The organism is Novosphingobium sp. Leaf2 (assembly GCF_001421325.1).
GTDB lineage: Bacteria > Pseudomonadota > Alphaproteobacteria > Sphingomonadales > Sphingomonadaceae > Novosphingobium.
The window spans coordinates 61,239-85,106 of the sequence record NZ_LMJY01000012.1; the positions used below are offsets into that span (position 1 = coordinate 61,239).

Annotated in this window: 23 protein-coding genes and 1 tRNA gene; 10 read left to right on the forward strand and 14 right to left on the reverse strand. The window is 64.6% G+C overall.

Translation table 11 applies throughout. The features are described 5' to 3' along the window. Positions 1-42: 42 nt before the first annotated feature. From ASE49_RS06935 to ASE49_RS06945, 3 genes are all read right to left on the reverse strand, one after another. Positions 43-1,251, reverse strand: a complete 1,209-nt coding sequence (locus tag ASE49_RS06935; RefSeq protein ID WP_056769740.1) for a type III PLP-dependent enzyme — start codon at positions 1,249-1,251, stop codon at positions 43-45. A gap of 350 nt (positions 1,252-1,601) precedes the next feature. Next, positions 1,602-2,780: a carboxynorspermidine decarboxylase gene (locus tag ASE49_RS06940; protein ID WP_056769741.1), complete on the reverse strand. Its 1,179-nt coding sequence runs from the start codon at positions 2,778-2,780 to the stop codon at positions 1,602-1,604. A 90-nt stretch (positions 2,781-2,870) separates the two neighbouring features. Beyond that, positions 2,871-4,082, reverse strand: a complete 1,212-nt coding sequence (locus ASE49_RS06945) for a saccharopine dehydrogenase family protein (RefSeq protein ID WP_056769743.1) — start codon at positions 4,080-4,082, stop codon at positions 2,871-2,873. Between the two features lie 185 nt (positions 4,083-4,267). On the opposite strand from ASE49_RS06945, the gene ASE49_RS06950 reads away from it, so the two are divergent. The 4 genes from ASE49_RS06950 to ASE49_RS06965 all read left to right on the forward strand — a co-directional run bounded on the left by ASE49_RS06950 (position 4,268) and on the right by ASE49_RS06965 (position 6,755). Next, complete coding sequence (locus ASE49_RS06950) at positions 4,268-5,482, forward strand: DUF3419 family protein (RefSeq protein WP_056769746.1); 1,215 nt, start codon at positions 4,268-4,270, stop codon at positions 5,480-5,482. Positions 5,483-5,487: 5 nt separating this feature from the next. Continuing rightward, positions 5,488-6,117 (forward strand): class I SAM-dependent methyltransferase, encoded by a 630-nt coding sequence (locus ASE49_RS06955; RefSeq protein WP_056769748.1) that lies wholly within the window; start codon positions 5,488-5,490, stop codon positions 6,115-6,117. Positions 6,118-6,235: 118 nt separating this feature from the next. Beyond that, positions 6,236-6,451, forward strand: a complete 216-nt coding sequence (locus ASE49_RS06960; protein WP_235522872.1) for a hypothetical protein — start codon at positions 6,236-6,238, stop codon at positions 6,449-6,451. 43 nt (positions 6,452-6,494) lie between these two features. Continuing rightward, positions 6,495-6,755 carry a hypothetical protein gene (locus ASE49_RS06965; protein ID WP_056769752.1) on the forward strand — a complete coding sequence of 87 codons (261 nt, stop codon included), beginning with the start codon at positions 6,495-6,497 and terminating at the stop codon, positions 6,753-6,755. Between the two features lie 91 nt (positions 6,756-6,846). Here the strand turns inward: ASE49_RS06965 and ASE49_RS06970 are convergent, their stop codons facing one another. The 5 genes from ASE49_RS06970 to ASE49_RS06990 all read right to left on the reverse strand — a co-directional run bounded on the left by ASE49_RS06970 (position 6,847) and on the right by ASE49_RS06990 (position 13,910). Then, a complete protein-coding gene (locus tag ASE49_RS06970) occupies positions 6,847-7,080 on the reverse strand; it encodes a hypothetical protein (protein WP_162234236.1) in 234 nt (77 codons plus the stop codon). Positions 7,081-7,275: 195 nt separating this feature from the next. After that, on the reverse strand, positions 7,276-9,063 hold the full coding sequence (locus tag ASE49_RS06975) for a tetratricopeptide repeat protein (protein ID WP_200921990.1): 1,788 nt from the start codon (positions 9,061-9,063) through the stop codon (positions 7,276-7,278). A gap of 1 nt (position 9,064) precedes the next feature. Continuing rightward, positions 9,065-10,435, reverse strand: coding sequence for a PEP-CTERM-box response regulator transcription factor (prsR, locus tag ASE49_RS06980; protein WP_056769758.1), 1,371 nt, complete (start codon positions 10,433-10,435; stop codon positions 9,065-9,067). After that, a complete protein-coding gene (prsK, locus tag ASE49_RS06985; RefSeq protein WP_056770908.1) occupies positions 10,435-12,525 on the reverse strand; it encodes an XrtA/PEP-CTERM system histidine kinase PrsK in 2,091 nt (696 codons plus the stop codon). Before prsK ends, prsR begins: the two co-directional genes overlap by 1 nt. Further along, positions 12,525-13,910 carry a TIGR03013 family XrtA/PEP-CTERM system glycosyltransferase gene (locus tag ASE49_RS06990; RefSeq protein ID WP_056769760.1) on the reverse strand — a complete coding sequence of 462 codons (1,386 nt, stop codon included), beginning with the start codon at positions 13,908-13,910 and terminating at the stop codon, positions 12,525-12,527. The genes prsK and ASE49_RS06990 overlap by 1 nt, the downstream gene beginning before the upstream one ends. Positions 13,911-14,289: 379 nt before the next feature. On the opposite strand from ASE49_RS06990, the gene ASE49_RS18150 reads away from it, so the two are divergent. From ASE49_RS18150 to ASE49_RS07000, 3 genes are all read left to right on the forward strand, one after another. After that, positions 14,290-14,454 (forward strand): hypothetical protein, encoded by a 165-nt coding sequence (locus ASE49_RS18150; protein ID WP_156370178.1) that lies wholly within the window; start codon positions 14,290-14,292, stop codon positions 14,452-14,454. 77 nt (positions 14,455-14,531) lie between these two features. Continuing rightward, positions 14,532-15,230, forward strand: coding sequence for a glutamine amidotransferase (locus ASE49_RS06995; protein WP_056769762.1), 699 nt, complete (start codon positions 14,532-14,534; stop codon positions 15,228-15,230). Positions 15,231-15,348: 118 nt separating this feature from the next. Next, positions 15,349-15,678: a hypothetical protein gene (locus ASE49_RS07000; protein ID WP_156370180.1), complete on the forward strand. Its 330-nt coding sequence runs from the start codon at positions 15,349-15,351 to the stop codon at positions 15,676-15,678. 9 nt (positions 15,679-15,687) lie between these two features. On the opposite strand, the gene ASE49_RS07005 is transcribed toward ASE49_RS07000, so the two are convergent. The 4 genes from ASE49_RS07005 to efp all read right to left on the reverse strand — a co-directional run bounded on the left by ASE49_RS07005 (position 15,688) and on the right by efp (position 17,711). Beyond that, positions 15,688-15,771: transfer RNA gene (locus tag ASE49_RS07005), tRNA-Leu, on the reverse strand. Between the two features lie 40 nt (positions 15,772-15,811). Further along, positions 15,812-16,633, reverse strand: a complete 822-nt coding sequence (locus ASE49_RS07010; RefSeq protein ID WP_056769767.1) for an inositol monophosphatase family protein — start codon at positions 16,631-16,633, stop codon at positions 15,812-15,814. Between the two features lie 56 nt (positions 16,634-16,689). Further along, positions 16,690-17,148, reverse strand: coding sequence for a hypothetical protein (locus ASE49_RS07015; protein WP_056769769.1), 459 nt, complete (start codon positions 17,146-17,148; stop codon positions 16,690-16,692). Further along, complete coding sequence (gene efp / locus ASE49_RS07020) at positions 17,148-17,711, reverse strand: elongation factor P (protein WP_056769771.1); 564 nt, start codon at positions 17,709-17,711, stop codon at positions 17,148-17,150. Before efp ends, ASE49_RS07015 begins: the two co-directional genes overlap by 1 nt. A 142-nt stretch (positions 17,712-17,853) precedes the next feature. Between efp and ASE49_RS07025 the strand changes: the two genes are divergently transcribed. The 3 genes from ASE49_RS07025 (at position 17,854) to ASE49_RS07035 (ending at position 20,387) form a co-directional block, all read left to right on the forward strand. Further along, entirely contained in the window at positions 17,854-18,252 is a 399-nt protein-coding gene (locus tag ASE49_RS07025) for a hypothetical protein (RefSeq protein ID WP_056769773.1), read from the forward strand. Positions 18,253-18,366: 114 nt separating this feature from the next. Continuing rightward, positions 18,367-19,446: an ABC transporter substrate-binding protein gene (locus ASE49_RS07030; protein WP_056769776.1), complete on the forward strand. Its 1,080-nt coding sequence runs from the start codon at positions 18,367-18,369 to the stop codon at positions 19,444-19,446. Positions 19,447-19,451: 5 nt separating this feature from the next. Beyond that, positions 19,452-20,387 (forward strand): cation diffusion facilitator family transporter, encoded by a 936-nt coding sequence (locus tag ASE49_RS07035; protein ID WP_056769778.1) that lies wholly within the window; start codon positions 19,452-19,454, stop codon positions 20,385-20,387. A 16-nt stretch (positions 20,388-20,403) separates the two neighbouring features. On the opposite strand, the gene ASE49_RS07040 is transcribed toward ASE49_RS07035, so the two are convergent. Continuing rightward, positions 20,404-22,941, reverse strand: a complete 2,538-nt coding sequence (locus ASE49_RS07040) for a penicillin-binding protein 1A (protein WP_056769780.1) — start codon at positions 22,939-22,941, stop codon at positions 20,404-20,406. A 51-nt stretch (positions 22,942-22,992) separates the two neighbouring features. Further along, complete coding sequence (locus ASE49_RS07045; RefSeq protein ID WP_056769781.1) at positions 22,993-23,859, reverse strand: N-acetylmuramoyl-L-alanine amidase family protein; 867 nt, start codon at positions 23,857-23,859, stop codon at positions 22,993-22,995. Positions 23,860-23,868 lie beyond the last annotated feature (9 nt).

Genomic DNA, 23,868 nt, shown 5'->3' on the forward strand with positions numbered 1-23,868 from the left:
ACCGCACTGGTCCGGGGGCTTTTTGCAATCAGGATCGGTCGATCAGCGCAGGCTGACGACGTTGTCCGAAACGCGCACGTCCTTGCGGCCAGTGTAAAGGCTGGTCATCGGCTCGTCCTGCGCCATCACGACATCGCCAGAACCGAACCCGTTGAACGCCGTGCGCATCGCCGCGCCATAGGCGCCCAGCATGCCCACTTCGATCCAGTCCCCGGCCTTGATGTCGGCGGGGAGCAGGAACGGGCCTTCCATGAAGTCCGCATCGTCGCACGTGGGGCCGTAGAAGGAGAATTCCTTCATCTCGGACGCTCGTTCACCCTCACGCGCAATAGCCTTCACCGGAAAGCGCCAGGCGACGTGGGCGGCATCGTATAGCGCGCCGTATGCACCATCGTTGATGAACAGTTCATCGCCCCGGCGCTTCTCTACCTTGACGATCAGCGAGTTGTATTCCGCTGCCAGCGCACGGCCGGGTTCGCACCACAGTTCGGCGTTGTAGGCGATCGGCAGGGCTTCAAAGTGGCGGTGAATGATCGCGAAGTAATCTTCCAGCGGCGGCGGCTCCATGCCCGGGTAGGACGAAGGAAAGCCTCCGCCCACATCGATCATGTCGATGACGACGCCGGCATCGGCAATCGCCGCACGGGCGCGTTCCAGCGCCTGCACGTAAGCAAACGGCGTCATTGCCTGCGAGCCGACGTGGAAGCATACGCCCAGCCAGTCCGCCACCTGACGGGTTGCCTGCAGCAGTTCGCCAGCATCGGCCAGATCGATCCCAAACTTAGAGGCAAGGCTCAGCTCGGAATATTCGGAAGATACGCGCAAGCGAACGCACAGGCGCAGATCGCGCGCCTCGTTTCCGTCAACATCGGTGGTCGCTGCAACAATCTTCTCGACCTCCTCGACAGTGTCGAGGCTGAAGGTGCGCACGCCGTGTTCGAAGTACGCCTCGCGGATCGCGCTGGCGGTCTTCACGGGGTGCATGAAGCACAGCGTAGCGGCCGGCAAGGTGGCGCGCACCATGCGAACTTCAGCGATCGAAGCGACGTCGTAGTGCGTGATCCCGTTGTCCCACAGCACCCGGATGAGATCGGGAGAGGGGTTCGCCTTCACCGCATAGAGCGACTTGCCAGGAAACTTCGTGGCGAAGAATCGGGCAGCCCGGGCCGCGGCATGCGGACGGTTGAGGATCACGGGTTCGTCAGGCGCGAGTGCGCCCGCTACAGCCGATGCATCAAGAAAAGTGTGCAAATCAAGGGACCCCCAAACGGTGTTTGTGCCAAAAAGCTGCCTTGCGGTTTGGAAGTCCCCATGGGGCAGCGAGGGGCGGATATAGGGCTCAGGTCCTGAATCGCAAGTGAAAAACGGACCCTGTAACAAAAACGTCATCGTACGATCAGGGATGACGAACAGACGTCAAAAATATTTCAGAAATGTGATGTATATCAGAACGTTAAGACAGGAAGCCTGTGAGGATACCTGATACCGACATCGAGCGTAGAATGTGGTGCGCATGAATGTCTGAAACGCACCGCCGCCCTATACGGCTGCAAGGTGATTCGAGCGTATCAGCCAGACCGCACCGCGAACGCGGCCAACCGTCAGCTCAGCCGGTCGCGGAAATCTTCGTATGTGAACTGGCGCACGCATTCCAACGCGTCACTTTCCGAATCCCACAACCAGATCGAAGGTAGCGGCACGCCGTTGAACGTGGTCGTCTTCACCATCGAATAATGCGCCTGGTCCAAAAACGCGAAGCGTTGGCCCGGCTCCGGCTCGACGGGCATGACGTAATCCCCGATCACGTCTCCAGCGAGGCACGAGGGGCCACCCAGCCGGATCGGCTCGGCATCGCCGGTATCGCCCTCGTCCAGCATGGCGGGACGATAGGGCGCCTCGATGACATCGGGCATGTGGCAGGTAGCGGAAATATCCACCACCGCCACCGGCATCCCGTTCCAGCCCACGTCAAGGATGGTGCCCACCAGTATCCCGGCATCCAGCGCCACCGCCTCACCCGGCTCGATGTAGATCTGCGCGCCGGTGTCCTCGGCCATGTCAGCCAAAAATTCGATCAGCTCCTCACGCTGGTAATCGGCGCGGGTAACGTGGTGGCCTCCGCCGATGTTGATCCACTTAAACTGGCCGAAATACGGCTCCAGATAATCGAACACCTTCTCCCACGTGCGCTGTAGGGGCTCGAAATCCTGCTCGCACAAATTGTGGAAATGGATGCCGTCCACCAGTTCGACATGCTCTGCCGTCAACTGGTCGATCGGGAAGCCCAGGCGTGAATGCGGGGCGGACGGATCGTACTTGAGCACTTCGCCTTCGGGGTGCTGCGGGTTGATCCGCAGGCCGATATCGAAACGGTCGCCGCGCGCCCGCGCGCCCTCGATAAAGGGCCAGAACCGCTCGATCTGGGTGGGTGAATTGAAAACCACATGGTCGGAGAGGCGCAGGATCTCGTCCATGTCCTCGGGCTTATAGGCCGCGCAGTACGTTGTGATTTCGCCGTCGTAGAACTCGGACGCCAGGCGCGCTTCCCACAGGCCCGAGGTGCATACGCCGTCGAGATATTCGCCCACGATGGGCGCGGTGGACCACATCGAGAACGCTTTCAGCGCACAGAGAACTTTCGCGCCGGACTGCTCACCAATGTCAGCCAGCACCCGCAGGTTGGCGCGCAACTTTGCCGCGTCCACCACGAAGGCGGGGCTGTCCACGCGGGACAGATCGAAATCGGCAAAGGCGCCCGGATCGCCGGCTCTGGTTTCCATATGCGTGGTCCTGCAATCAGCTGGCCCGATCGAACGGGCATGGCCCCCACGTTACGCAGGGGCCAGAAGAGAGGCTATGCCGGTGGGCGATCAGAACGGCAGCGGCTGCGCCAGTTCCTCGACCGTCCAGGGCAGGCCGTGGTTGTTCAGCATGTCCATGAACGGATCGGGATCGAACTGCTCAATGTTGAACACGCCCTGCCCCTGCCATGCCCCGGTCAGGATCATCGCGGCGCCGATCATCGCGGGAACCCCGGTGGTATAGCTGACCGCCTGATTGCCGGTTTCGGCGTAGGCATCTTCATGGTCGCATATGTTCTTGATGTAAAACGTCTTTTCGCCTGAACCGTCCAGCGCTTCACCGGTGGCGATATCGCCGATATTGGTCTTGCCCTTGGTAGTGGGACCAAGCGAGGCCGGTTCGGGCAGCACAGCTTTCAGGAACTGCAGCGGCACGATTTCCACGCCGTTGTACAGCACCGGGTCGATGCGCGTCATGCCCACGTTCTGCAGCACGGTCAGGTGCTGGATATAGGCATCGCCGAACGTCATCCAGAAGCGCGCGCGCTCCATTTCGGGCACGAACCGGGCCAGGCTTTCCAGCTCTTCGTGGTACATCATGTACATGTTCTTGGGGCCTACGGCCTCGAAGTCGAACGCGACCTTTTTGGCCATCGCGGGCGTTTCCACGAACTGGCCGTTTTCCCAGTGCCGGGCCGGCGCGGTGACTTCGCGGATGTTGATTTCCGGGTTGAAGTTGGTGGCAAAGGCCTGGCCATGATCGCCGCCGTTGCAGTCCAGAATATCGAGCGTACGGATAGTCTTGAGCTTGTGCTTCTTGAGCCACATCGCGAACACGCTGGTGACGCCCGGATCGAAGCCCGAACCCAGCAGCGCCATCAGTCCGGCGTCGCGGAACCTGTCATGATACGCCCACTGCCAGTGATACTCGAACTTGGCGACGTCTTTGGGCTCGTAGTTCGCAGTGTCCATGTAATGCGTGCCGGTGGCAAGGCAGGCGTCCATGATCGCCAGATCCTGATACGGCAGCGCCAGATTGACCACGAGCTTGGGTGCGATTTCGCGGATAAGCGCCGTGGTGGCGGCAACGTCATCAGCGTCGATCGCATATGTCGCGATGGAAACGCCGGTGCGCTGCTTGACCGACTGCGCGATCGCCTCGCACTTCGACACGGTGCGGCTGGCGAGATGGATGTCGCTGAAGATGTCGGGGTTCATCGCCATCTTGTGCACCGCGACCGAGCCGACGCCGCCCGCACCAATCACCAGAACCTTGCTCACCAACCTGTCTCCTTCGGCACGGGCCAAAATATAAAGCGGGGCATATAGGGCTCCTGTGTGACAACTCAACTGCGCAGCGCCGATGGGGCCCTTTGCGTTGTCATAAACCGCCTTCGATACGTCATCGCCCGGTCACCGCGTGGTGGCATTCCGGCCCCCACAGCCCCTCGAAGGACCTTTGCGCCATGCCCTCATCCCGCTCACGCCTGATCGAGAACGCCGTCGTGCGCAATGCTGGCGATCGCAAAACGCGCCTGCTCGACAAGGCCTTCGCATTTGCCTTCAAGGGGCTGGTTTATGCGCAGATCTGGGAAGATCCGGTGGCCGACATGGATGCGTTGGCGATCACGCCGGACAGCCGTATCATCACCATCGCCAGCGGCGGCTGCAACGCACTCTCTTATCTGACGGCAGACCCAGCGCACATCACCGTGGTGGACCTGAACACAGCGCATATCGCGCTTAACACGCTCAAGCACGCGGCTGTCCGCCACTTGGACGATGCGCAGGTGCGCCGTTTCGTCGCGCAAGCCGACCATCCCGATAACGTCGCCTTGTATCACCAGCGGCTGGCCCCGCACCTGGACGAGCCGACCCGGCGCTATTGGGAGGGCCGAGATCTGACCGGACGCCGCCGGATCGCCGCTTTCACGCGCGGGTTCTACCGGCAGGGCCTGCTGGGCGGCTTCATCGGCGCAGCGCACATCGTTGCCCGGCTGCACAAGGTCGATCCCGCCGAGATCCTTGCCGCAGGCTCGTTGGAGGAACAGCGCCGGGTGTTCGACGAGCGGCTGGCCCCGGTGTTCGAGCGCCCCCTTGTGCGCTGGCTCACCCGCCATCCCGCCTCGCTGTTCGGGCTGGGCATTCCGCCCGCGCAATACGAAGCGCTCGCGGGCGGACACACCATGGCCGACGTGCTGCGCGAACGCCTGGAAAAGCTGGCCTGCGATTTTGCGGTGAACGACAATTACTTCGCATGGCAGGCCTTTTCGCGCGGATATGGCCGGGCCGATGGCGCACCCCTGCCCCCATACCTTCAGGAGGCGAACCTTCCCGTGGTACGCGCCCGGCTGGACCGGCTGGACTTGCGCCACGCCAACTTCACCCACGTTCTGGCCGCTGCGGCCCCGGCCAGCTACGACCGCTACATCCTGCTGGATGCGCAAGACTGGATGAGCGACGAGCAGCTGACTGAATTATGGACGCAGATCACCCGCACCGCCCGCCCTGGCGCGCGCGTCCTTTTCCGCACCGCAGCCGCCCCTTCGCTTTTGCCGGGCCGCGTACCGGATGCGCTACTGGCCCGCTGGACCTACCGCGAGGCCGAATCGCACATCGCCACAGCGTCTGACCGTTCGTCGATCTATGGCGGCGTTCACCTCTACGTGCTTGCGGACTGATTGTGATGGCCAGCGATCATGCCGCGCTGATGGACCGGGTCTATCGCTGGCAGCGGCCCATCTATGACCTGACGCGCAAATACTACCTGTTTGGGCGCGACCGGCTGATCGACGAACTGGATGCCCGGCGCGGCATGGCGGTGCTGGAAATCGGCTGCGGCACCGGGCGCAACCTGTCGCTGATCGGGGCGCGGTGGCCGGGGGTGAAGCTCCACGGCCTCGACATCTCGCACGAGATGCTGCGCAGCGCCCGCAAGCGGATGGGCATGAACGCAACGCTGGCGCAGGCCGACGCCACGCGGTTCGATGCCGCTTCCGTGCTGGGGCGCGACACTTTCGATCGCGTGGTGCTGTCCTATGCGGTGTCGATGATCCCGGACTGGGAGGCCGCGGTGGCACAAGCCGCCGCCGTGCTGGGGCCGCGCGGCACGCTGACCATCGTCGACTTTGGCGATGGCAGCGGCTTGCCCGCCTTTGCGAGAAAACTGCTGCATGCCTGGCTGCGGCAGTTCCACGTCACCCCACGCCGCGATCTAGGCAACGCGGCGGCCTTCATTGCGCGCATGCAGGGCCTGCACCTTGAACACCGGCGCGGACCGCTGGGGTATTATCAGATCGTGCGCCTTTCACGCTAGGCGGATGCGATTTTCGAGGACCGGTCCGGCACGAAAATCGGTGTAGACATGCACCGCTGGCGCGATATTCTCTGCACCCTAAAAGCAAATGTGCCGGAGAGCGCGCATGGACAGAGGTATGCCACATCGCGGCGTCAAGCCGTTCCAGATCGTGTTCCTGCTGGTGGAAGCGACGTTCATCGTCCTGACCGTCGCGGCGTTGCTTGATGCTCTGATGGGCCGCAACTGGGGCTTGGGCTGGACGGTGTTCTTCATCGGCTTCATCGCCAGCGCGTGGGGCGCGGTTTCCTATCCGGTGTGCTGCGGCTGCTACGGCTGGGATCACAAGCACTGACCGGCGCATTCCCAAGCCCGCCCGGTTCGCCTATGACCGGTTGATGGACCTTGACGACCAGCTGCGCCGCTACTTCGCCACCGAAGACCTGACGACGATCACCCCTGCGGGCCTTGAGGCCGGAGTGGAACGCATGCAGGTGGATTTCGGCATGGAAAAGGACAAGGGTCGCCGCTTCGCGCTATGGGCAATGCTCCACATGTTCGGCGCCGCCCCCGACCTCGACGTCGCGTTCGACAACGAAACCGACCGCAACACCGCACGCGACTTCATGGACATGATGGAAAAGGCTGCGGGGGATTAAGCGTGTGGGGAAGTTTTGGGTCGACGAAGGGCTCCAAGGACATTTCTGGCGCTAAAAGTGTCAAAAGGCCCATTTTGTTGGGAAGCTGTCGTTAGCGAGGACCGGTCTCCCAGCCTACGAAGCCAACCTTGACGCGGTGTTTCTCGACCCAGCGCATGAGGCACTCGTTCTGATCGTTAGCAAGTGGCAAGGCATCGGCGCTCTTTCGTCCGAATGCGAAGGTGCCGTCCGGGCCGACCGACCAAGCGATGCTGTCCAGCGGGATGCCGCAGCCGGATAGTGCAGCCCGCACCTCAGCCTCGTTAGTGCCGTGGCGAGGAAGCATTGCACGGATCATATCGCATCCACCCAGCAGCAACGTACCCGCTGCAATCACCAATATCCGGCATTTCATCCAGCGAGGTTAGCGGAGCGCTGAATGTATGCAATGGGGCGTAAACGGAAATTCCGCTTGCCGGTGAGTGACGAAAACGCACACTGCAGCGAAGTCCATTTCATCCACGCCGCATTGTGATCGCCGCTAAGGCGCGACCTGACGAAATCCCGCCGGCTGCACATTGCTCAACATCGCCCGCGCTTTGTCGAGCAACGCCCTGGCGGTGGCGGGCTGTTCGCCCAGTGCGGCGTAGCTGGCGCCCAGCGCCTGCGCCGCCAGCGGGTTGGCGAGTTGCAGCCGATACGCGCTGAGCGCCGCCTCCTGCGCCGCGCGGGGGTTACCGGCGGCCAGTTCGACGCGGGACAGTTCGACCAGCAGATCGACATCGCCCTGCCCGCCATTGGCGCGCAGCCATGTCAGGATAGCGCGGGCGCGGCCCAGATCCCCGGTCACCGCGGCCAGATTGGCTGCGGCGCGCAGAGCCGGTCGGCTGGTGGGGTTCTGCGCCAGATAGGCGTTCACCAGCACGCTGCCGCCGCGCAGGTCACCCGCCACCGCGAAAGCTGCGACGCGCCGCAGGAACAGGCTTTCAGGATCGCGGATCACGGCGGCCAGCGCATAGCGTTCCTGCGCCTGCGCCCCATGCCCCAGCGCCAGCTGCACATCGCCCGCCAGCGCCTGCGCGTCATAGAAGCCGGGGTCGGACCGGCGCGCCGCTTCGGCCACGGACTGCGCGGCTTCGCCTTGCCCCTGCGCCAGCAGCGCGCCCACGCGGCCCGCATCCGCCAGCACCCGCAGGCCCGCCGGTTGCGGGCGGGCGGCGCGGTCCAGCAGTTCGCCGGCCCGCTGGCGCTCGCCCAGCACCTCGAACGCGCGCGCCATCGTGGTGAGCATGTAGGGTGAGGCGCTGTCGATCTCGTCCGCAAACCGCGTGGTCGCATAGCCGAACTGGCCGCCCATCACGATCGCGCGCAGCAGCAGTTCGCGCGCCCGCACGCTGTCCGGTCGCGCCTGCAACACCGCTTCGAGGGCTTCCTGCGCCGCCGAGGCATTGCCGGCGGCGATCTCCACCACGCCGTGCAGCATCTGCACGCCGGGCTGATCGTCCAGCTTGCCCTTCGTGCGGGCCAACAAGCTGCGCGCCAGCGCATAATTGCCCGCCCGCGCCGCTACCACCGCCTGCAGATAGAACGCGCGCGGGTTTTTGGCGCTGAGTTGCAGGACACGCCGGGTTATCGTCACGCACTCGCTGGCGTGGCCCAGTTCGCCCAGCGTTGCGGCGTAATTCAGCAGCACCGAAACGTCCTTGGGATCGCGCATCAGCGCGCTCTCGAACCACGGGATCGCGGCAAGCAGGCCATACGAATCGCGCACCAGTTCGCCGCGAAACTCCAGCGCCCGCACGTCATCCGGCTGCAGCGCGAGCGCATGTTCGGACGCGTCAATCGCCAGCGTGTGCTCCCCGCCTGCATAGCGCAGCCGCCCGATCTCCACCCACAGCGAGGCATCGCGCGGGATCAGCGCCAGCGCCTTGTCATATGCGCGCCCGGACGCCGGGAGGTTGCCGTCCAGCCGCTCCAGCAATCCGAGAGAGCGCCACCCGGCAGCGGCGGTCGCGGGCGAAAAGTCACCCGGCGCCAGCCACCGCCGCGCCAGATCGCGCCGGTTCTGCGCCATCAGCGCCTGGCCGATCAGCGCGGCCACATCGCGGCGCGGCGCGCCAGCCGCCAATGCCGCCCGCAGCTTCATTTCAGCTGCGATGCCATCGCCTTTGGCCAGCGCCTTGCGGCCTTGCTGCAGCACGTTTTCGGCTGAAGGCTGATCGCTTTGCGCAGGAGCCGCCGCCAACACAAGCGCCCCGCCGATCGCCAGCAGCGGCGCGAGCGTCAGCACGCCCCATCGCAAAACCCGGTTGACCTTGCGCGTGTGCACGTCAGGACGGCTGGAGATCGTACTGCTTGAGCAGATCGTACAATGTGGGCCGGCTGATCCCCAGCATCTTTGCGGTGCTGGAAATATTTCCTTCGCTGCGGGCAAGCGCATGGCGGATCACCTTGCGGTCCGCCTGCTCGCGCGCGCTCTTGAGGTTCAGCGCGGCGGTGACCTGTGCGTCGGGATCGGCCAGATCGAGGTCGGCAGCGCTGACCAGCTTTTCGTCCGCCATGATGACCGCACGCTTCACCCGATTTTCCAGTTCGCGCACGTTGCCCGGCCAATGCCAGGCATCGATGGCAGCCAGCGCCTCTGCGGAAAATCCCCGCACTGCCGGGTTCATGTCCTTGGCATGGCGGGTGAGGAAGGCCTTGGCGAGCAGCGTGGGATCGCCGGTCCGCTCGGCCAGCGCGGGAATACGCACCACGATTTCGGCAAGGCGGTAATACAGATCATCGCGGAACCGTCCTTGCGCAATCATCGCGTCAAGATCCTGGTGGGTGGCGCACACGATGCGCGTATCCACTGCGATGGCGGTGCGCGATCCGATCCGCTCGATGACCCGCTCCTGCAAAAAGCGCAGCAGCTTGACCTGCAGTTGCAGCGGAATATCGCCTACTTCGTCCAGGAACAGGGTGCCCCCGGCGGCTTGTTCGATCTTGCCCGGCGTGGTTTTTACTGCGCCCGTGAAGGCGCCCTTTTCATGGCCGAACAGTTCGCTTTCCAGCAGGTTTTCGGGGATCGCCGCACAATTGATCGCCACGAACGCGCCGCCGGCCCGCCCGCTCGCCTCGTGAAGCCCGCGCGCCAGCAGTTCCTTGCCGGTGCCGCTGGCCCCCAGCAGCATGACCGATACGCCGGTGTTGGCGACCCGCTCTATCGTGCGGGCCACCTTCACCATTTCGGGCGCGGCGGTGATCAGGCGGCCCAGTACGGTTTCGCCTGTGTCCACCCGCAGCGCCAAGCGCCGGTTTTCCTCCTCCAGCCGGTGCAGATGCAGCGCCCGGCGCACGATCAGGCCCAGCGTGTCGATATCGACCGGCTTCTGGTAGAAGTCATAGGCGCCGCGCGCGATGGCCTGCAGCGCGCTTTCCCGCGCACCGTGCCCGGATGCGACGACCACCTTGGTGTCGGGCTTGAGCGCCATGATTTCGTCCAGCACGGCAAAGCCCTCGCTCGTGCCATCGGGATCGGGCGGCAGGCCCAGGTCCAAGGTGACGACATCGGGCATCTCGGCGCGCAGCAGCGCGATGGCGCTGGCACGGTCGCCGGCCACCAGCACCTCGAAATCCTCGTACGCCCACTTGAGCTGCGCCTGCAGGCCTGCGTCATCCTCGACGACCAGGAGCTTGGGCAAGGCGGCCTCGCTCATCACGCCACCTTGGCGATCGGCAGCGGCGCGGTATCGGCAGCCGCGATCGGCAGGCGCACGACAAAGCGCGAGCCCAGCCCTTCGCGCGATTCCACGTCCAGCCGTCCGCGCATCGCGCGCACCAGTTCACGCGCCTCGAACGCGCCGATCCCGAAGCCGCCGGCCTTGGTGGACACGAACGGTTTGAACAGACGGTTGCGCACGAAGTCGACGCTCATCCCGGTGCCACTGTCCAGCACTTCAAACCGCGCGTTCCCGCTCTCCTCGCTGAGAGACACGAACACCGGACGTTCGGGCCGGCTGGCATCGAGCGCATTTTGCACAAGGTGAACCAGCACCTGCTCCAGCGAATGCCGGCTGGCGACGACCGCAAAGTCCGCCTGCTGCGCCAGCACCACCTGCGGGTGCGCCCGGAACCGCTCCATCACCGCCGCCAGCACGTCACGCGCGTGCACCGTCTCCACCCGCTCACCGGCCCCCGATCCATAACGCGAGAGGCGCGCCAGCAACGCGTTCAGCTTGTCCGAGGAATTGCGCAGCGTCACCAGCATATCGGCCCGGAAGGCTGGCTTTTCGGCATGCAGTTCGGCATTGCGGGCGAGCAGGCTAAACTGGCTGGCCAGGTTCTTGATGTCGTGCATCACAAACGCGATACGGCGGTGAAAATCCTCGAACCGGGCGCTTTCGGCCAAGGCCAGCTGGCTGGCGTTTTCGGCAAGGTAGCTGGCCACCTGCTGCCCGATGACGCGCAGCAGATCGAGGTCTTCCCAATCGAACCGCCGTGCGATCTGCGGGCGGGCAAGCACGACCATGCCCACCAGCTTCTCGTAATGGACCAGCGGAATAAGCGCCCAGGCGCACACATCAGCCAGCAGCCATTCGGGCATCGCGATGCCGGCGTTGGCGCGCACCTCATCAAGATCAACGATATAGCCGCTCGCCTCCAGCCCGGCAACGCTCGCTTGGTCGATAGCGCGGGCCGGCACGTCGATGTCTGGCCAGTTCCAGCGCGCGGCAAGGGTAAGCTCCCCCTGCTCCCCCGGCGCCAGCAACAGGCCAGCCGGGCTTTCGAACACGTCCGCCACCGAGCGAACCACCCGCTCCCCCAGCGGGGCGGCCTGATCGCTCCCGATGGTCCGGGTAAACCGCAGCCATTCTTCGCGGTAGTCGTACCGGTGCTGGAAGAAGTGCTTCGCTACGATGACCTTGAGCCAGCCACGTACCCGGCGCGAGGGCAGGACCACCAACGCAAACGCACTTGCCACTACCACGAACGCCAGCTCGATCAGCCGCGCGAAATCGCCGCCGGCATAGGACAGCCACTCCGCCACGGCGACCATGGCCACCAGATACGCCCCGATCACCAGCAGCGAAAAGGTCTGGAACGTGACCGCGCGCGACGGCCGGATGCGCACATCGGCGCTGTTGCGCGATGCGCCGATCGCGATGCAAACGGCCAGCGCGATGCCTGCCAGTCCGCGCAAGGTCGCCAGCTCGGCGGGCCATTTTCCGGTTATGTACGCGATCGTGTAAAGGTTCAGCTCGAACGCCGCCAGCATCGCCAGCCCGGCCGCCGGCCAGCGCAATCCTTGCCGCCACCCGCGCGGCGCACCCGCATACAGGTTATGGATCAGTACCAGACCGCCCACCGTCACCAGCAACCGCAACAGGACATTGAACTCGAAGGCGATCTTCAGCACGTTGCGATCGAGCGTCAGGCCTGAAAATCCGAAATCGGCGCCCAGATGCAAGACTTCGACAAACGCGAGCGAGACAATCACCGGCCTGATCGGCGCCAGGCTGGTATGCCGGCCATCGCCTGCAAACAGCCGATAGATCACCGCAAGCCAAGCCAGATTGCGTGCGCTCTCGGTAAGCGAAGGTGCGAAGACTGCAGACGACGGCGATGCCAGCGCCACCGCGCTTGCCACGTTCCACAAGGCAGTAAGGAGCAGCGCCGCGATCATCGCCCCGCCGGCCGTGCCGAACCGCTCACGGCGCGGCAGCAGCCATACCGCAACGCTGGCCAGCGCCAGCGCGCCGGTGAGGTCGAGGCCGATGCCGACAGTGGTCCAGGTGCCCACCGCCATCAGCGTGCGCCCTCGCTCCACAACACCACCCGCAGCGTCTGCAGGATGATCAGGAAATCAAGGAACGGGGTGTAGTTCTTGGCGTAATAGAGGTCGTATTCCAGCTTGTTGCGGGAATCCTCGATCGACGCTCCGTACGGGTAGTTGATCTGCGCCCAGCCGGTGATACCGGGCTTCACCATGTGCCGCTCGGCATAATAGCGCAGTTGTTCCTCAAGATGAGCCACGAACTCGGGCCGCTCAGGGCGCGGGCCTACGAAGCTCATCTGGCCCTTCAGGACAGTCCACGCCTGCGGCAGTTCGTCGATCCGCACCTTGCGAATGAACTTGCCCACGCGGGTTACGCGCGGATCGTCCTTCGATGCCCACTGCGCACCCGCCGCCTCGGCATCGGTGCGCATCGAGCGCAGCTTGATGACGTCGAAGTTTTGCCCGAACAGCCCTACGCGCGGCTGGCGGTAAAAGGCAGGGCCTTTGCTGTCCATCTTCACCAGCAGCGCGAACAAGAGAATGACGGGCGCGGTGACGAGCAGCAGCAGCAGGCTGACGGTGATGTCGAATATCCGCTTGGCGGCGCTGGACAGCGCGCGGCCCGACGAGAACCCGTCAGAGAAGATGAGCCAACTGGGATTGACGGTGTCCAGATCGACGCGCCCCGTCTCGCGCTCCAGAAAGCTGGAGAACTCGTTCACGTGGACGCCGGCGGTCTTGATGCGCAGCAGGTCTTTCAGCGGCAGCGCGTTGCGCCGCTCCTCCAGCGCCAGCACCACTTCGCTCACGCCCAGGTTTTCGACGTAGCGGGTGAGGTTGTGGATGGCGCCGCGCGAAATCGCTTCTTCCACCAGCGGCGGGCTGTCGCTCATCGCCACGTAGCCCACGATCACGAAGCCGCTCTCCGGCCGCTCCCCCAGCACGCGCAGGCGCTGCGCCCGTGCCCCGGCGCCCAGCACCAGCACCCGGCGGCGAAACGCGGTCGTGCCCAGAAATCCGCCCAGAAAGAGCCGGTTGAGCACCAGCAGCACGATCGCAAAGGCCATCGAATAGGCCAGGGTGGAGCGCCAGAAGTTCTGCCCGCCGATCAGGAAATCGGCGAACGACAGCGCGATGATCCCCAGCGAGATCGCCACCAGCAGACGCGCGGCGGCAAATCGCATGGAGCGCAGCGCCTCGGCCCCGTAGACCCCCACCGCCACCATCGATAGCGATATTACCGCCGCGAATGCGCCATGTGCCGCCAGCCGGTCGGTCAACGCACCAGGATCGATGCCGATCTGGTCCGCACGCAGCCGCCAGGACGTTTCGTTGGCGATCCCCAGCAGCAGCACATCGACCAGCCACAACAGGATCACGGCATGTGGGATGTAGTGTTTGAACAGACGAATCATCGTCGGGGGGCACCGTCCTTCGCAGCCGGATGTTCGGCTTTTCACACCACGCCTAAGGCAAAAGGTGTGAAATGTCGGTTACTTTGTCAGTAATCTTGTCGGGAAGATTTACACTGGTGGCATGGCTGGCCTCGAGCGGCTGGCCCCGAGCGCACGCCTGGCGGGTTGCATCGCGTGAGATCAAGTTTTTCTCGTCAGCGATAAAGATAACGCAAATGGACATTCTCAACCAAATAAGTAGATTGGTCAGCGAGCGACGGGGTTGGCCCGTATCTCCGCGGCATTTGATAGCTGTCAGCTTGCTCCGCGTCACCAACCGCTAAAGCGCACGATACCAGGCGACGACGCCGGCTTCGTGCCTCCACCAAGGAGATACGACATGTCCAATACCTTCCCACCGCTCACCAGCCGCATCCGACGGGCCGCACCGTCCACGAACGCACGCCTGCCGCACCCGTCCTGGCGCGGGCCCACAATGGCCGCGCAAGCAGAGGCAGCATCGATCCGAACCGCGACCGACTTCTGGTCCCGGCTGGGATTATGACCGGCGCTATCGATCCCGCGCGTGTTTCCAGGCGGCGCGATGTCGCGTGTTAATGTAAAGTGTGCGACACCGTCCCAGTGAAGACCGCCCTGATCATCCGCCACGTTCCCCACGAAGGGGTCGCCGGATATCGCGAACCGATCGAGGATGCGGGATACGCGATCACGCGCATTGACGTGAGCGATCCCGCATTTTCGACGCTGGATTTGTGCGCGCCTGACCTGCTCATCATGATGGGTGGGCCGATGGGCGTGTACGAGCAGGATCGCCATCCCTGGATCGGCTGTCAGTTGCGTCGGCTGCGCCGTCGCCTTGAGGCGGATCGCCCTACCCTCGGCGTGTGCCTGGGGGCACAGATGATCGCCAGCGCACTGGGGGCGGAAGTCTTTTCCGGCCCTACCAAGGAGGTCGGATTCCATCCCGTGACGGTGCATGAAAACGCTGCCGATACGCCGCTGCGCCACGTGCGCGACGTGCCGGTGCTGCATTGGCATGGGGATACGTTCACTCGCCCCGAAGGCGTGGAAATGCTGGCCTCGACACCGTTGTACGAACATCAGGCTTTCCGGCGCGGCGATACTCTGCTGGCGCTGCAATTTCATGCCGAGATGGGCGAAGACCCCCGCTTTGACGAATGGGTTGCGCAATGGCCGCAAGACGTCATCGCTGCGGGAAAGTGCCCGGATGCGCTGCGTCGCACACATGGCGAAATTGGCCACAAGGCTGTCAGCGCCGGGCGCGCGCTGATTTCGGACTGGCTTAACAGGCTGCCGTAAAAGCACAAAACCGGCGCCCAGAATGCGAGTGCCTGGGCGCGGGCCATGCCCCGCGCAATCGCCGGTAGCGTTTTGCTGCACTACAGCATACTATGGGCTTGCACCTATAAGGGCGACGATGACGCAAGCACCATCCAAAAGGCCGGCGAGCGAGCGCACGACTGATACGCCGTCGCGGCGCGTCGTGCTGCTTCGCCTACCCGGCATGCTGGCCGGGTTTTTCCCCCCGATCGTGTTCGGGGCGATCCTGCTTGGATGCATCGCGCAATTCGGCGTTGGCGCCGGGATCATGCTGGGCTGCATTGCCGGCGGCGTGCTATGCTGGGCGCTTGCCAAAGTAATCGGCGCTGTTGCGCCGCTGCGATGGCTGGCGGCATGCGTGGTCGGCGCGTTGGCCGTGAGCATGGCGCTGGGCGTAATGCTCTCGTTGGTCCACGCCGTCAGATAAGTCGGAAAATGGTGCCCCTGGCCCGACTCGAACGGGCACGCCTTGCGGCAAACGATTTTGAGTCGTTCGCGTCTACCATTCCACCACAGGGGCACTGCTTGGCCGCTTAGCCCGGTCTTGCGCCGGGCTCAAGTCAGCTTTTCAATGCTGTCGCTACCAGCTTGTGCAAACGTGAGTGCAGCGCATCGTTGCCTGCAAGGATTTCGGTGTCGCAAACGGGGAGCGAACGGCCTTTCCAGTCGGACACGAAACCGCCGGCCTCACGCACCAGCAGGCAGCCCGCCGCCGTGTCCCAAGGCTTGAGGTCGGCTTCCCAGAAGCCCTCGTACCGCCCCGATGCGACCCACGCGAGGTCGAGCGCGGCGGACCCGAAACGGCGGATGCCCGCCACTTGCGGCGCCAGCGCATGATAGATCCGCGTCCATTCGCCGGCATCGCCATGCCCGGCGAAGGGAATGCCGGTGGCGATCAGGCTTTCATCCAGATGGCGGCGCGAGGAGACCCGCAAACGGCGATCCTGCAACCAGGCGCCGCTGTTCTTTTCCGCCCAGTAGCTCTCGTCCGTGATCGGATTGTAGACCAGCCCGGCAGTCACCTCGCCCCAGCCGTTGCCATCCAGGCGCGGTTCCTGCACCGCGATCGAGATCGCGAAATGCGGGATGCCGTGCAGGAAGTTGGTGGTGCCATCCAGCGGATCGACGATGAAACGCGGCTTGGTGGGATCGCCCTCAATCTCGCCAGCTTCCTCGAACAGATAACCCCAGTCCGGCCGGGCGGCGCGCAGTTCGTCCCAGATGGTGCGCTCCGAGGTCTGGTCCGCCTTCGAGACGAAATCGGCCGGGCCCTTGCGGCTGACCTGGAGATGTTCGATTTCGCCGAAATCGCGGCGCAGGCGATTGCCCGCCTTGCGCGCAGCCTTTTCGATAATGCGGATAAGACCGGATATGGCGGCCATGACTGTACTTCACTCCTGTGTCCGGCGGCGAGCCACGCCCGCCGCCGGCCTGTAGATTATCGCCCGGTGGGGGTGCCGCTGGGGCCAGCCGTGGGGGCGGCGGCCGATGCCGGCTGGGTCGGATTGCCCTTGTAACCGCAAACCGCAACCATCACGCTGAACAGTTCGGCGGGCTTGTCGCGGTGAACCTTGTCAGCGTTCTGCGCGATGACCTTGTCCATTTCCTCGGTGATCTTGCCCAGCGGCGCGGAATAGAGACAGCCGACCAGCGTGGTCTTGGCGTCTTCCTTCACTTCGTCGGACTGCAGCGCGCTGATCAGCACCTTAAGATACAGAACGGCATGCTCGGAGCGTTCGCGCTCAGCAGCTGAAGGCACGGCACCAGGAGTGGCTGCCGCTGCGGCAGCGGGCTTGGCCACCGCCTTTTTTGCAGGGGCCGCGAACGCGGGAACCGCGCCCGCGATCATGCCGGCGGCGGCAAGGGTCAGGGCGAATTTGGTCGTGATTGTGTGCATCAGTCAGCCTTCTTCACATAAGTTTTTTCGTAGACGTCCACGATGATGCGCGTGCCGCTTTCGATATGCGGCGGCACCATCACGCGCACGCCGTTATCGAGAATGGCAGGCTTGAAACTAGACGAGGCGGTCTGCCCTTTCACCACGGCGTCGGCCTCGACGATCGTGGCCTCCACCTGCTCGGGCAGTTGGACGGAAATCGGGCGGTCTTCCCACATCTCAAGGCTTACCTGCATGCCATCCTGGAGAAACGCGGCAGCATCGCCCAGCAGGTCTGCCGGAAGCGAAATCTGGTCGTAGTTCTCGATGTCCATGAATACCAGATCGTCGCCCTCGGCATAGAGGAACTGAAAATCCTTGGTATCGAGGCGCACCCGCTCAACGGTATCGGCGCTGCGGAAGCGCACGTTGGTCTTGCGCCCGTCGATCAGGTTCTTCATCTCGACCTGCATGAAGGCGCCGCCCTTGCCGGGCTGCGTGTGCTGCGTTTTGGCGACCTTCCAGATACCCTTTTCGTATTCAAGAATATTGCCGGGACGGATGTCGACGCCACTGATCTTCATGGTGCTTGGCCTTCAGGATGGGAAAGAGCTGTTCACGGGTTCGCATCGCCAAGGCGGACGACGTGGCCGTTCGGAAGCCTGCGCCCTTAGACGAGGCGGCCGGGCATGGCAATTCCCCCGCGCCGATGCTAATTCGCATCGCATGACGCGCGCGCACCATCTTTCGCACCTGCTGCCGGCCATCGCCACGGCTCTGCTTCTGGCCCCTGTTGCGGGATACGCCAAGCCTGCGCCGCCGCCGGTGCCGGGCGGCCCGATTTCGACTCTGCCGATGGGCCATTACATGTGCGAACTGGCCGGCGATGCCGATGGACCGGTGGGAAAGCCGGTTCCCGACAGCGAATTTCGGATCGTCAATGCCTCGTCCTACAAAGCCGGCGGCATCCGTGGCAGCTACCTGATGACCGGCGACCTGGTGACGATGACCGGCGGCAAGCTGCGCGGGCTCAAACTCCACCGTGTGTCAGGCAATTTCCTGCGCAAGGTGGAGCCCAACGGCAGCGACGGCGAGATGCGCTGCTTCCGCAACTCGCGCCGATAGGCATCCTGCGCGCCCGAGCCCGGCTGATGTTTCCCGCAACGGCGGTGCAGCCTTTTTCGCGCTGACACATTGTCAGGCCCGAGGGTGCGAGCAGGCGCGCCCGGAGGGTGAACGATGCCAGCACGCGTTATGGTCGGCGTTCTGAACGATATGGCCGATCTATCCGGGCCAGACGACGCCGAAAGCCGTGACCCGACCGAATGGCTGGAGCGCGAGGTGGCGGCAGTGCGCGCCGCAGGACGCTTGCATGCCGAGGTGGAGTTCGTCCACGCTTACAGCCTTGGCTTACCATCGGGCACTGCCGAAGCGGTCGAGCGAGCGTATCGCCAGCTTGCCGATGCGGGCGTTGGCCTGATCGTTGGTCCGGCGATTGCGGACAACGCGCTGGTCGCCACGCCGCTCGCCGAGCAGCTACGCATTCCCACGATCAACTTTGCAGCCACGGGCCGCGCCCGCAGCCGCTGGATGTTCCAGCATCAGGTCGGCAGCTACGAAGACGAATCGCTGGTCATCGCGCGTCATCTGGCTACGCTGGGGTGCAGCAGGATCGGCGTGGTGCACGATGACACCCCGGTGGGCAGCCGGCTCGCCAAGTATCTTGACGATGAAGCGCGGATCCTTGGCCTGCAGGTCGTGTCGCGCCAAGGCGTGTCGCCGCTGGCCGATAGTGCTGGCAATGCCATCGGCGCCGTGCTTGGCGCGGAGCCGGACGCGGTCGTACACCTGGGATTCGGCACCGCTGCGCCAGCCGTGGCCGCAGCGCTTGCCGCCTCCCGGTGGGCCGGCCCCGCGATGATGAACGGCGCCGGCACCATCGGCCACGATGGCGACCACGCCCGTGATCTGGAGCGCTGGTTCTATATCGATTCGTACTCCGACGCGAACGCCACACTGCAAAACATCATGGCCGATTTCCGCGCACCGCGCAGGCAAGCACCCGCCGTTGCACGTGGTCATGATCTTGGGCGGCTTGTTGCCGAGGGTCTGGCGCGCGCGACCGACCTTAGCCGCGAAGGTATTCGCGCCGGGCTGGAGCAGGTGCGCTGGCTCAGTGCGGCGCAGGGGCTGGATGGGACGCTGCTGGGCTTTGGCGTGTGGGAGCGTGCGGCGCTGCACGGGCGCTATCTCGTCGTGCGCCAGTGGCTGGGCGGCGAATCGCGCGAAGTGACGAACACTATGGAAATGGCAGGATAACCCGCATGGCGAGTACATCGGCCCACATCCGCGAGAATATCGTCCTGTACGGCGCGCTGGCCGCCAACGTGGGCATCGCCATCGCCAAGTTCGTGGCGGCCGCGATCGGCGGGTCGTCCGCCATGGCAACGGAAGGCGTGCACTCGCTGGTGGACAGCGGCAACCAGGTACTGCTGCTGTATGGCCAGAAACGGGCCAAGCGCGCACCCGATGCCGCCCACCCGTTCGGCTATGGCCGCGAGCTGTATTTCTGGGCGTTCATCGTCGCGATCCTGATCTTTGCGGGCGGCGCGGGCATCTCGATCTACGAGGGCATCGCGCATATTCAGGAACCGCATCCGATCGAGGACACGACCCTGAGCTTCATCGTGCTGGGCGTGGCGTTCCTGATGGAAGCCACGTCTTGGGGCATCGCCGTCAAGGAATTCAACGAAAGCCGCAAAGGGCAAAGCTGGTGGCGCGCCGTGCGCCGATCGAAAGACCCCGCCGGCTTCATCGTCCTGTTCGAGGATAGTGCGGCGCTGATCGGCCTCGTCATCGCGGCAGCGGGTATCGGCGCCAGCACATATTTCGGTGATGCCCGGCTGGACGGCGTGGCATCGATCCTCATCGGGCTGGTGCTGGCCGCCGTTGCGGTCGTTTTGGCGCGCGAAGCCAAGGGCCTCCTGATTGGCGAGGCTGCTGATCCGGCGCTGATCGCCAAATTGCGTACGGTGATGGAGGACAGCCCGAGCATCACCTCCGTCAATCATGTGCGGACCGTCCACACAGGGCCTGACCTAGTGTTCGTGGCGATCAGCGCCGATTTCGTGGATGACCTTCCGATGGGTCAGGCGGAAACGCTGATCGAGGAACTGGAAACGCGCATGAAGGCGCTTTCGCCCAAGATCACGTCAATCTACATCCGCCCCGAAAAGCGCGAGGCGGCAGCGGTTTTCTGACAACCGCAACGCGGTATCAGTAAACGCCGCCCTGCTCTTCGGCGAAGTTGCCCATGTCCCCCGCCGCTGTCGCGCTGGCCGCGCTGTGCGCCTCACGCGCAGAGCGGATCTGCGAGACCAGCGCATCGCGCCGGCGGGTAAATTCGTCCTGCGCGGTATACTGGTGCGGCTCGGTGTCGGGCTTGAACGCTTCCCAGATCACGGCTGCCTTCGGATCGTTGCCGGGCTCCACGCCCATGACCCGCTTGCCCGTCACCCGGTCGATGCGGACCATGCGGATGCCCGCTGGCGCGATCAGCGGTTGCTGGGTCCAGCGTTCCCGCGTGGCGAGCACCACGTCCTTGAAAATCGGCGCGGCGATCCGGCCGCCTTGCGCATAGCCGCCAAGCGAACGGGGCGCATCGTAGCCCATGTAGACGCCGCCCACGTAATCCTGATTGCCACCCATGAACCACACGTCGGTAGGGCCGTTGGTGGTGCCGGTCTTGCCGAACAGCGGCAGGTTAAGATCGCGCAGCCGCTCCGCCGTGCCGCGCGTCACCACGCCTTCAAGCATGTGAACCACCTGATACGCCGTGTCCGCATCGATCACCTGCCGCCCGGTACGCGCCACGCGCGGCATCGGCTTGCCGTCCCACTGGGGCATGTTGCAGGTATCGCAGCGCACCTTGTCCGCCCGCCAGATCACCTTGCCATTGCGGTCCTGCACGTAATCGATCACCGAGCCGGAGAACTGCACGCCATTGTTGGCAAGCGCCGCATACGCGTTGATCATGCGCGCCACGGTGGTTTCGCCCGCACCCAGCGCGAACGACAGGTAGTTTTGATAATCGCCGATGCCCATGTTGTGGAATGTGCGGGTAACCCGCTTCATCCCCACATCATTGGCGATGCGCACCGTCATCAGGTTGCGAGACTGTTCAAGGCCCCAGCGCATGGTGTGGCTGCCGGTGCCGCCCTCCCCGCCGAAGTTGCGGAAGCATTTATTGCCAAGGTTCGCGCCCTGGAAAACGCAGAACGTCCCGTCCAGCACCTGCGTGGCCGGAGTCATCCCGTATTGCAGCGCGGTGGCATAGACGAACGGCTTGATGGTGGAGCCCGGCTGGCGTTCGGCCTGCACCGCGCGATTGAACGAATCGAGCCCGGCATCGAAGCCGCCCTGCATGGCGACGACGCGGCCCGAAGCCGGCTCCTCGATCATCATGCCGCCCGAAACCGACGGAACCGTGCGCAGCGCCCACGTGCCGTTGCCCAGCGGCGCGGCAACCACCAGATCGCCGGCCTTGGCGCGATCCGAAACGCCGGTCAGCGTGGCGATATTGCCGTCGGAAAAACCGATGCGCCCGCTACCGCCATCGCGCGCGGGCGCATCGAGCAGGACGCCGACGCGCCAGTCTTTGTAATTGATCGTCTTGTTCGCCACCACCAGCTGGCTCTGCCAATTGGCAAGATCGTCAATGTGCGCGATCGGGCCGGCCCAGCCCCGCGTGCCGTGATACAGCAGCAGCCCCTTGCGCAAGGCATCGCGGACCGCCTTTTGCATTTCCGGGTCAAGCGAGGTGCGCACCCACAAGCCGCCGGCGTAAACGCTGTTGGGCCCCTGATCCGCCTTCTCACCGTATTGGCCGATCAGGCGCCGGCGCACTTCTTCGATGAAATAAGCGTTGGCGGGATCGTAGGCGCTGGTGCGCTGGGTAACCAGGCCCAGCGGTTCGGCCTTGGCCGCCGCCGCCGCCTGGGGCGTGACCCAGCCGTTCTTGGTCATCTGATCCAGCACCCAGTTGCGCCGATCCAGTGCGCGCTCCTCGTTCTTGGCGCGGCCATAAACTTCAGGCGCACGCGGCAGGATCGCCAGGAACGCGCTTTGGCTGAGCGTCAGGTCCTGCACGTCCTTGTCGAAATACGCGCGCGCCGCTGCCTGCACCCCGAACGCGCGGCGGCCCAGCGGGATCTCGTTGAGGTACAGTTCCAGGATCTGCTGCTTGGTCAGCACGCCCTCGATGCGGCGCGCCAGCACCATTTCCTTGAGCTTGCGGGTAACCGAATACTCGTCACCAATCAGGATGTTTTTCGCCACCTGCTGCGTGATCGTGGAGCCGCCCTTGGCGCGCACGCCGGTGCCGTATTTCGCCGCGTAATCCACCACCGCGCCGGCGAGGCCGCCAATATCCACGCCGCCGTGGGTCCAGAAAGACTTGTCCTCCGCAGACAGGAAGGCGTTCACCAGCGGACGGGGAAAGTCCACGAAACGCAGTTGGACCCGCCGTTCTCGGGCGTAGGAATAGACGATCTCGCCATCCATTCCGCGCACCATCGTGGGCAGTGGCGGCTGGTATTCGAGCAGCTTGTTGGCATCCGGCAGATCGTGCGACAGGACCATCCACATGCCGATCAGGCCGATGAATCCGGCCATCACCAGATACCCGAACCGGCGCAGCCACTTGCGCTCACGCCAGGACCGGCGAACGGCGGCAAGACGACCGGACGCCTCACGCCGGATGCGGTAAGTGACGTCGTGGGGCGGCTGCTCGCCTGGATCGGTCGCATCGGTCATTGCGCCAGCCCTCTAGCACGCCCCTCGCGCGCAAGACCAGACACGACGCGATCAGGCACCGGCGTTCCTGGCGAAAAAGGCGCGGATGGCTTTTGCCGCCGCGTCGGCAAGTTGCTGCTGCCCGGCGCGCGAGCCCAGAACTTGCACATCCGCCGGGTTGTTGATGTACCCCGTCTCGAACAGGATCGAGGGGATGTCCGGCGCCTTGAGCACCGCGAGCGCGGCGGTCTGCGGCTGGTCGCGGTGCATGCCGATGTGCGCGTCGCCCAGTTCGCGCAGCAGCAGGCTCGCTGCTTGGGCCGAGCGCCCCTGCGCGCCGCGCTGCGACAGGTCGAGCAGGATTGCCCCGACATTGGCGTTGGCCTGTGAAAGTGCCACGCCGTTGACCTTCCCGGCCCCGTTCTCGCGGGCGGCGAACCGCTCCGCCGCTTCGCTCGACCCCTTTTCGGAGAGCACATAAACGCTGGCCCCGCGCGCCGAATCGCCATCGGCACTGTCTGCGTGGATCGAGACGAACAGATCGGCGTTCAGGCGGCGCGCCATGTCCGGTCGGTCCGGCAAGGCGATGAAGCGGTCGGTATCGCGGGTCAGCGCCACGCGGATGCCACCGGCGTCCAGCAGCCGCTGGCGGATCGCCAGGGCGATTTCCAGCGCCACCGTCTTTTCCTTCAGCGCGCCCTGCCCGGCGCCGGGATCGAAGCCGCCGTGCCCGGCGTCGATCACCACAAGCGGGCGGCTGGCATCCGCCGGCCCGTCAATGCGGGGCAGATCGACCGGCGCGGTGGCGCTGGGCAGATCGAACCGGATCACGTAATCGTAAGCGCCCGCCCGACTTGCCATCGCCATGCTCGCGACCAGCGCCACCAGCAGCAGGCCCAGGGGCACGGCAAGGACGAGGATCAAGCGAGTACGCGGCATCTGGGGCGC

Bases quoted from the DNA above. Each gene is read 5' to 3' on its own strand.
- ASE49_RS07040 (WP_056769780.1), bottom strand. From the start codon at position 22,941: ATGACCGATGCGACCGATCCAGGCGAGCAGCCGCCCCACGACGTCACT.
- ASE49_RS07030 (WP_056769776.1), top strand. From the start codon at position 18,367: ATGCCAGCACGCGTTATGGTCGGCGTTCTGAACGATATGGCCGATCTA.
- ASE49_RS06950 (WP_056769746.1), top strand. From the start codon at position 4,268: ATGCCCTCATCCCGCTCACGCCTGATCGAGAACGCCGTCGTGCGCAAT.
- ASE49_RS07025 (WP_056769773.1), top strand. From the start codon at position 17,854: ATGACGCGCGCGCACCATCTTTCGCACCTGCTGCCGGCCATCGCCACG.
- ASE49_RS07035 (WP_056769778.1), top strand. From the start codon at position 19,452: ATGGCGAGTACATCGGCCCACATCCGCGAGAATATCGTCCTGTACGGC.
- ASE49_RS06970 (WP_162234236.1), bottom strand. From the start codon at position 7,080: ATGCTTCCTCGCCACGGCACTAACGAGGCTGAGGTGCGGGCTGCACTA.
- ASE49_RS06960 (WP_235522872.1), top strand. From the start codon at position 6,236: ATGCCACATCGCGGCGTCAAGCCGTTCCAGATCGTGTTCCTGCTGGTG.
- prsK (WP_056770908.1), bottom strand. From the start codon at position 12,525: ATGGCGGTGGGCACCTGGACCACTGTCGGCATCGGCCTCGACCTCACC.
- ASE49_RS06965 (WP_056769752.1), top strand. From the start codon at position 6,495: ATGGACCTTGACGACCAGCTGCGCCGCTACTTCGCCACCGAAGACCTG.
- ASE49_RS07045 (WP_056769781.1), bottom strand. From the start codon at position 23,859: ATGCCGCGTACTCGCTTGATCCTCGTCCTTGCCGTGCCCCTGGGCCTG.
- ASE49_RS06940 (WP_056769741.1), bottom strand. From the start codon at position 2,780: ATGGAAACCAGAGCCGGCGATCCGGGCGCCTTTGCCGATTTCGATCTG.
- ASE49_RS06955 (WP_056769748.1), top strand. From the start codon at position 5,488: ATGGCCAGCGATCATGCCGCGCTGATGGACCGGGTCTATCGCTGGCAG.
- ASE49_RS07010 (WP_056769767.1), bottom strand. From the start codon at position 16,633: ATGGCCGCCATATCCGGTCTTATCCGCATTATCGAAAAGGCTGCGCGC.
- ASE49_RS07015 (WP_056769769.1), bottom strand. From the start codon at position 17,148: ATGCACACAATCACGACCAAATTCGCCCTGACCCTTGCCGCCGCCGGC.
- ASE49_RS18150 (WP_156370178.1), top strand. From the start codon at position 14,290: ATGTCCAATACCTTCCCACCGCTCACCAGCCGCATCCGACGGGCCGCA.
- prsR (WP_056769758.1), bottom strand. From the start codon at position 10,435: ATGAGCGAGGCCGCCTTGCCCAAGCTCCTGGTCGTCGAGGATGACGCA.
- ASE49_RS07000 (WP_156370180.1), top strand. From the start codon at position 15,349: ATGACGCAAGCACCATCCAAAAGGCCGGCGAGCGAGCGCACGACTGAT.
- ASE49_RS06990 (WP_056769760.1), bottom strand. From the start codon at position 13,910: ATGATTCGTCTGTTCAAACACTACATCCCACATGCCGTGATCCTGTTG.
- efp (WP_056769771.1), bottom strand. From the start codon at position 17,711: ATGAAGATCAGTGGCGTCGACATCCGTCCCGGCAATATTCTTGAATAC.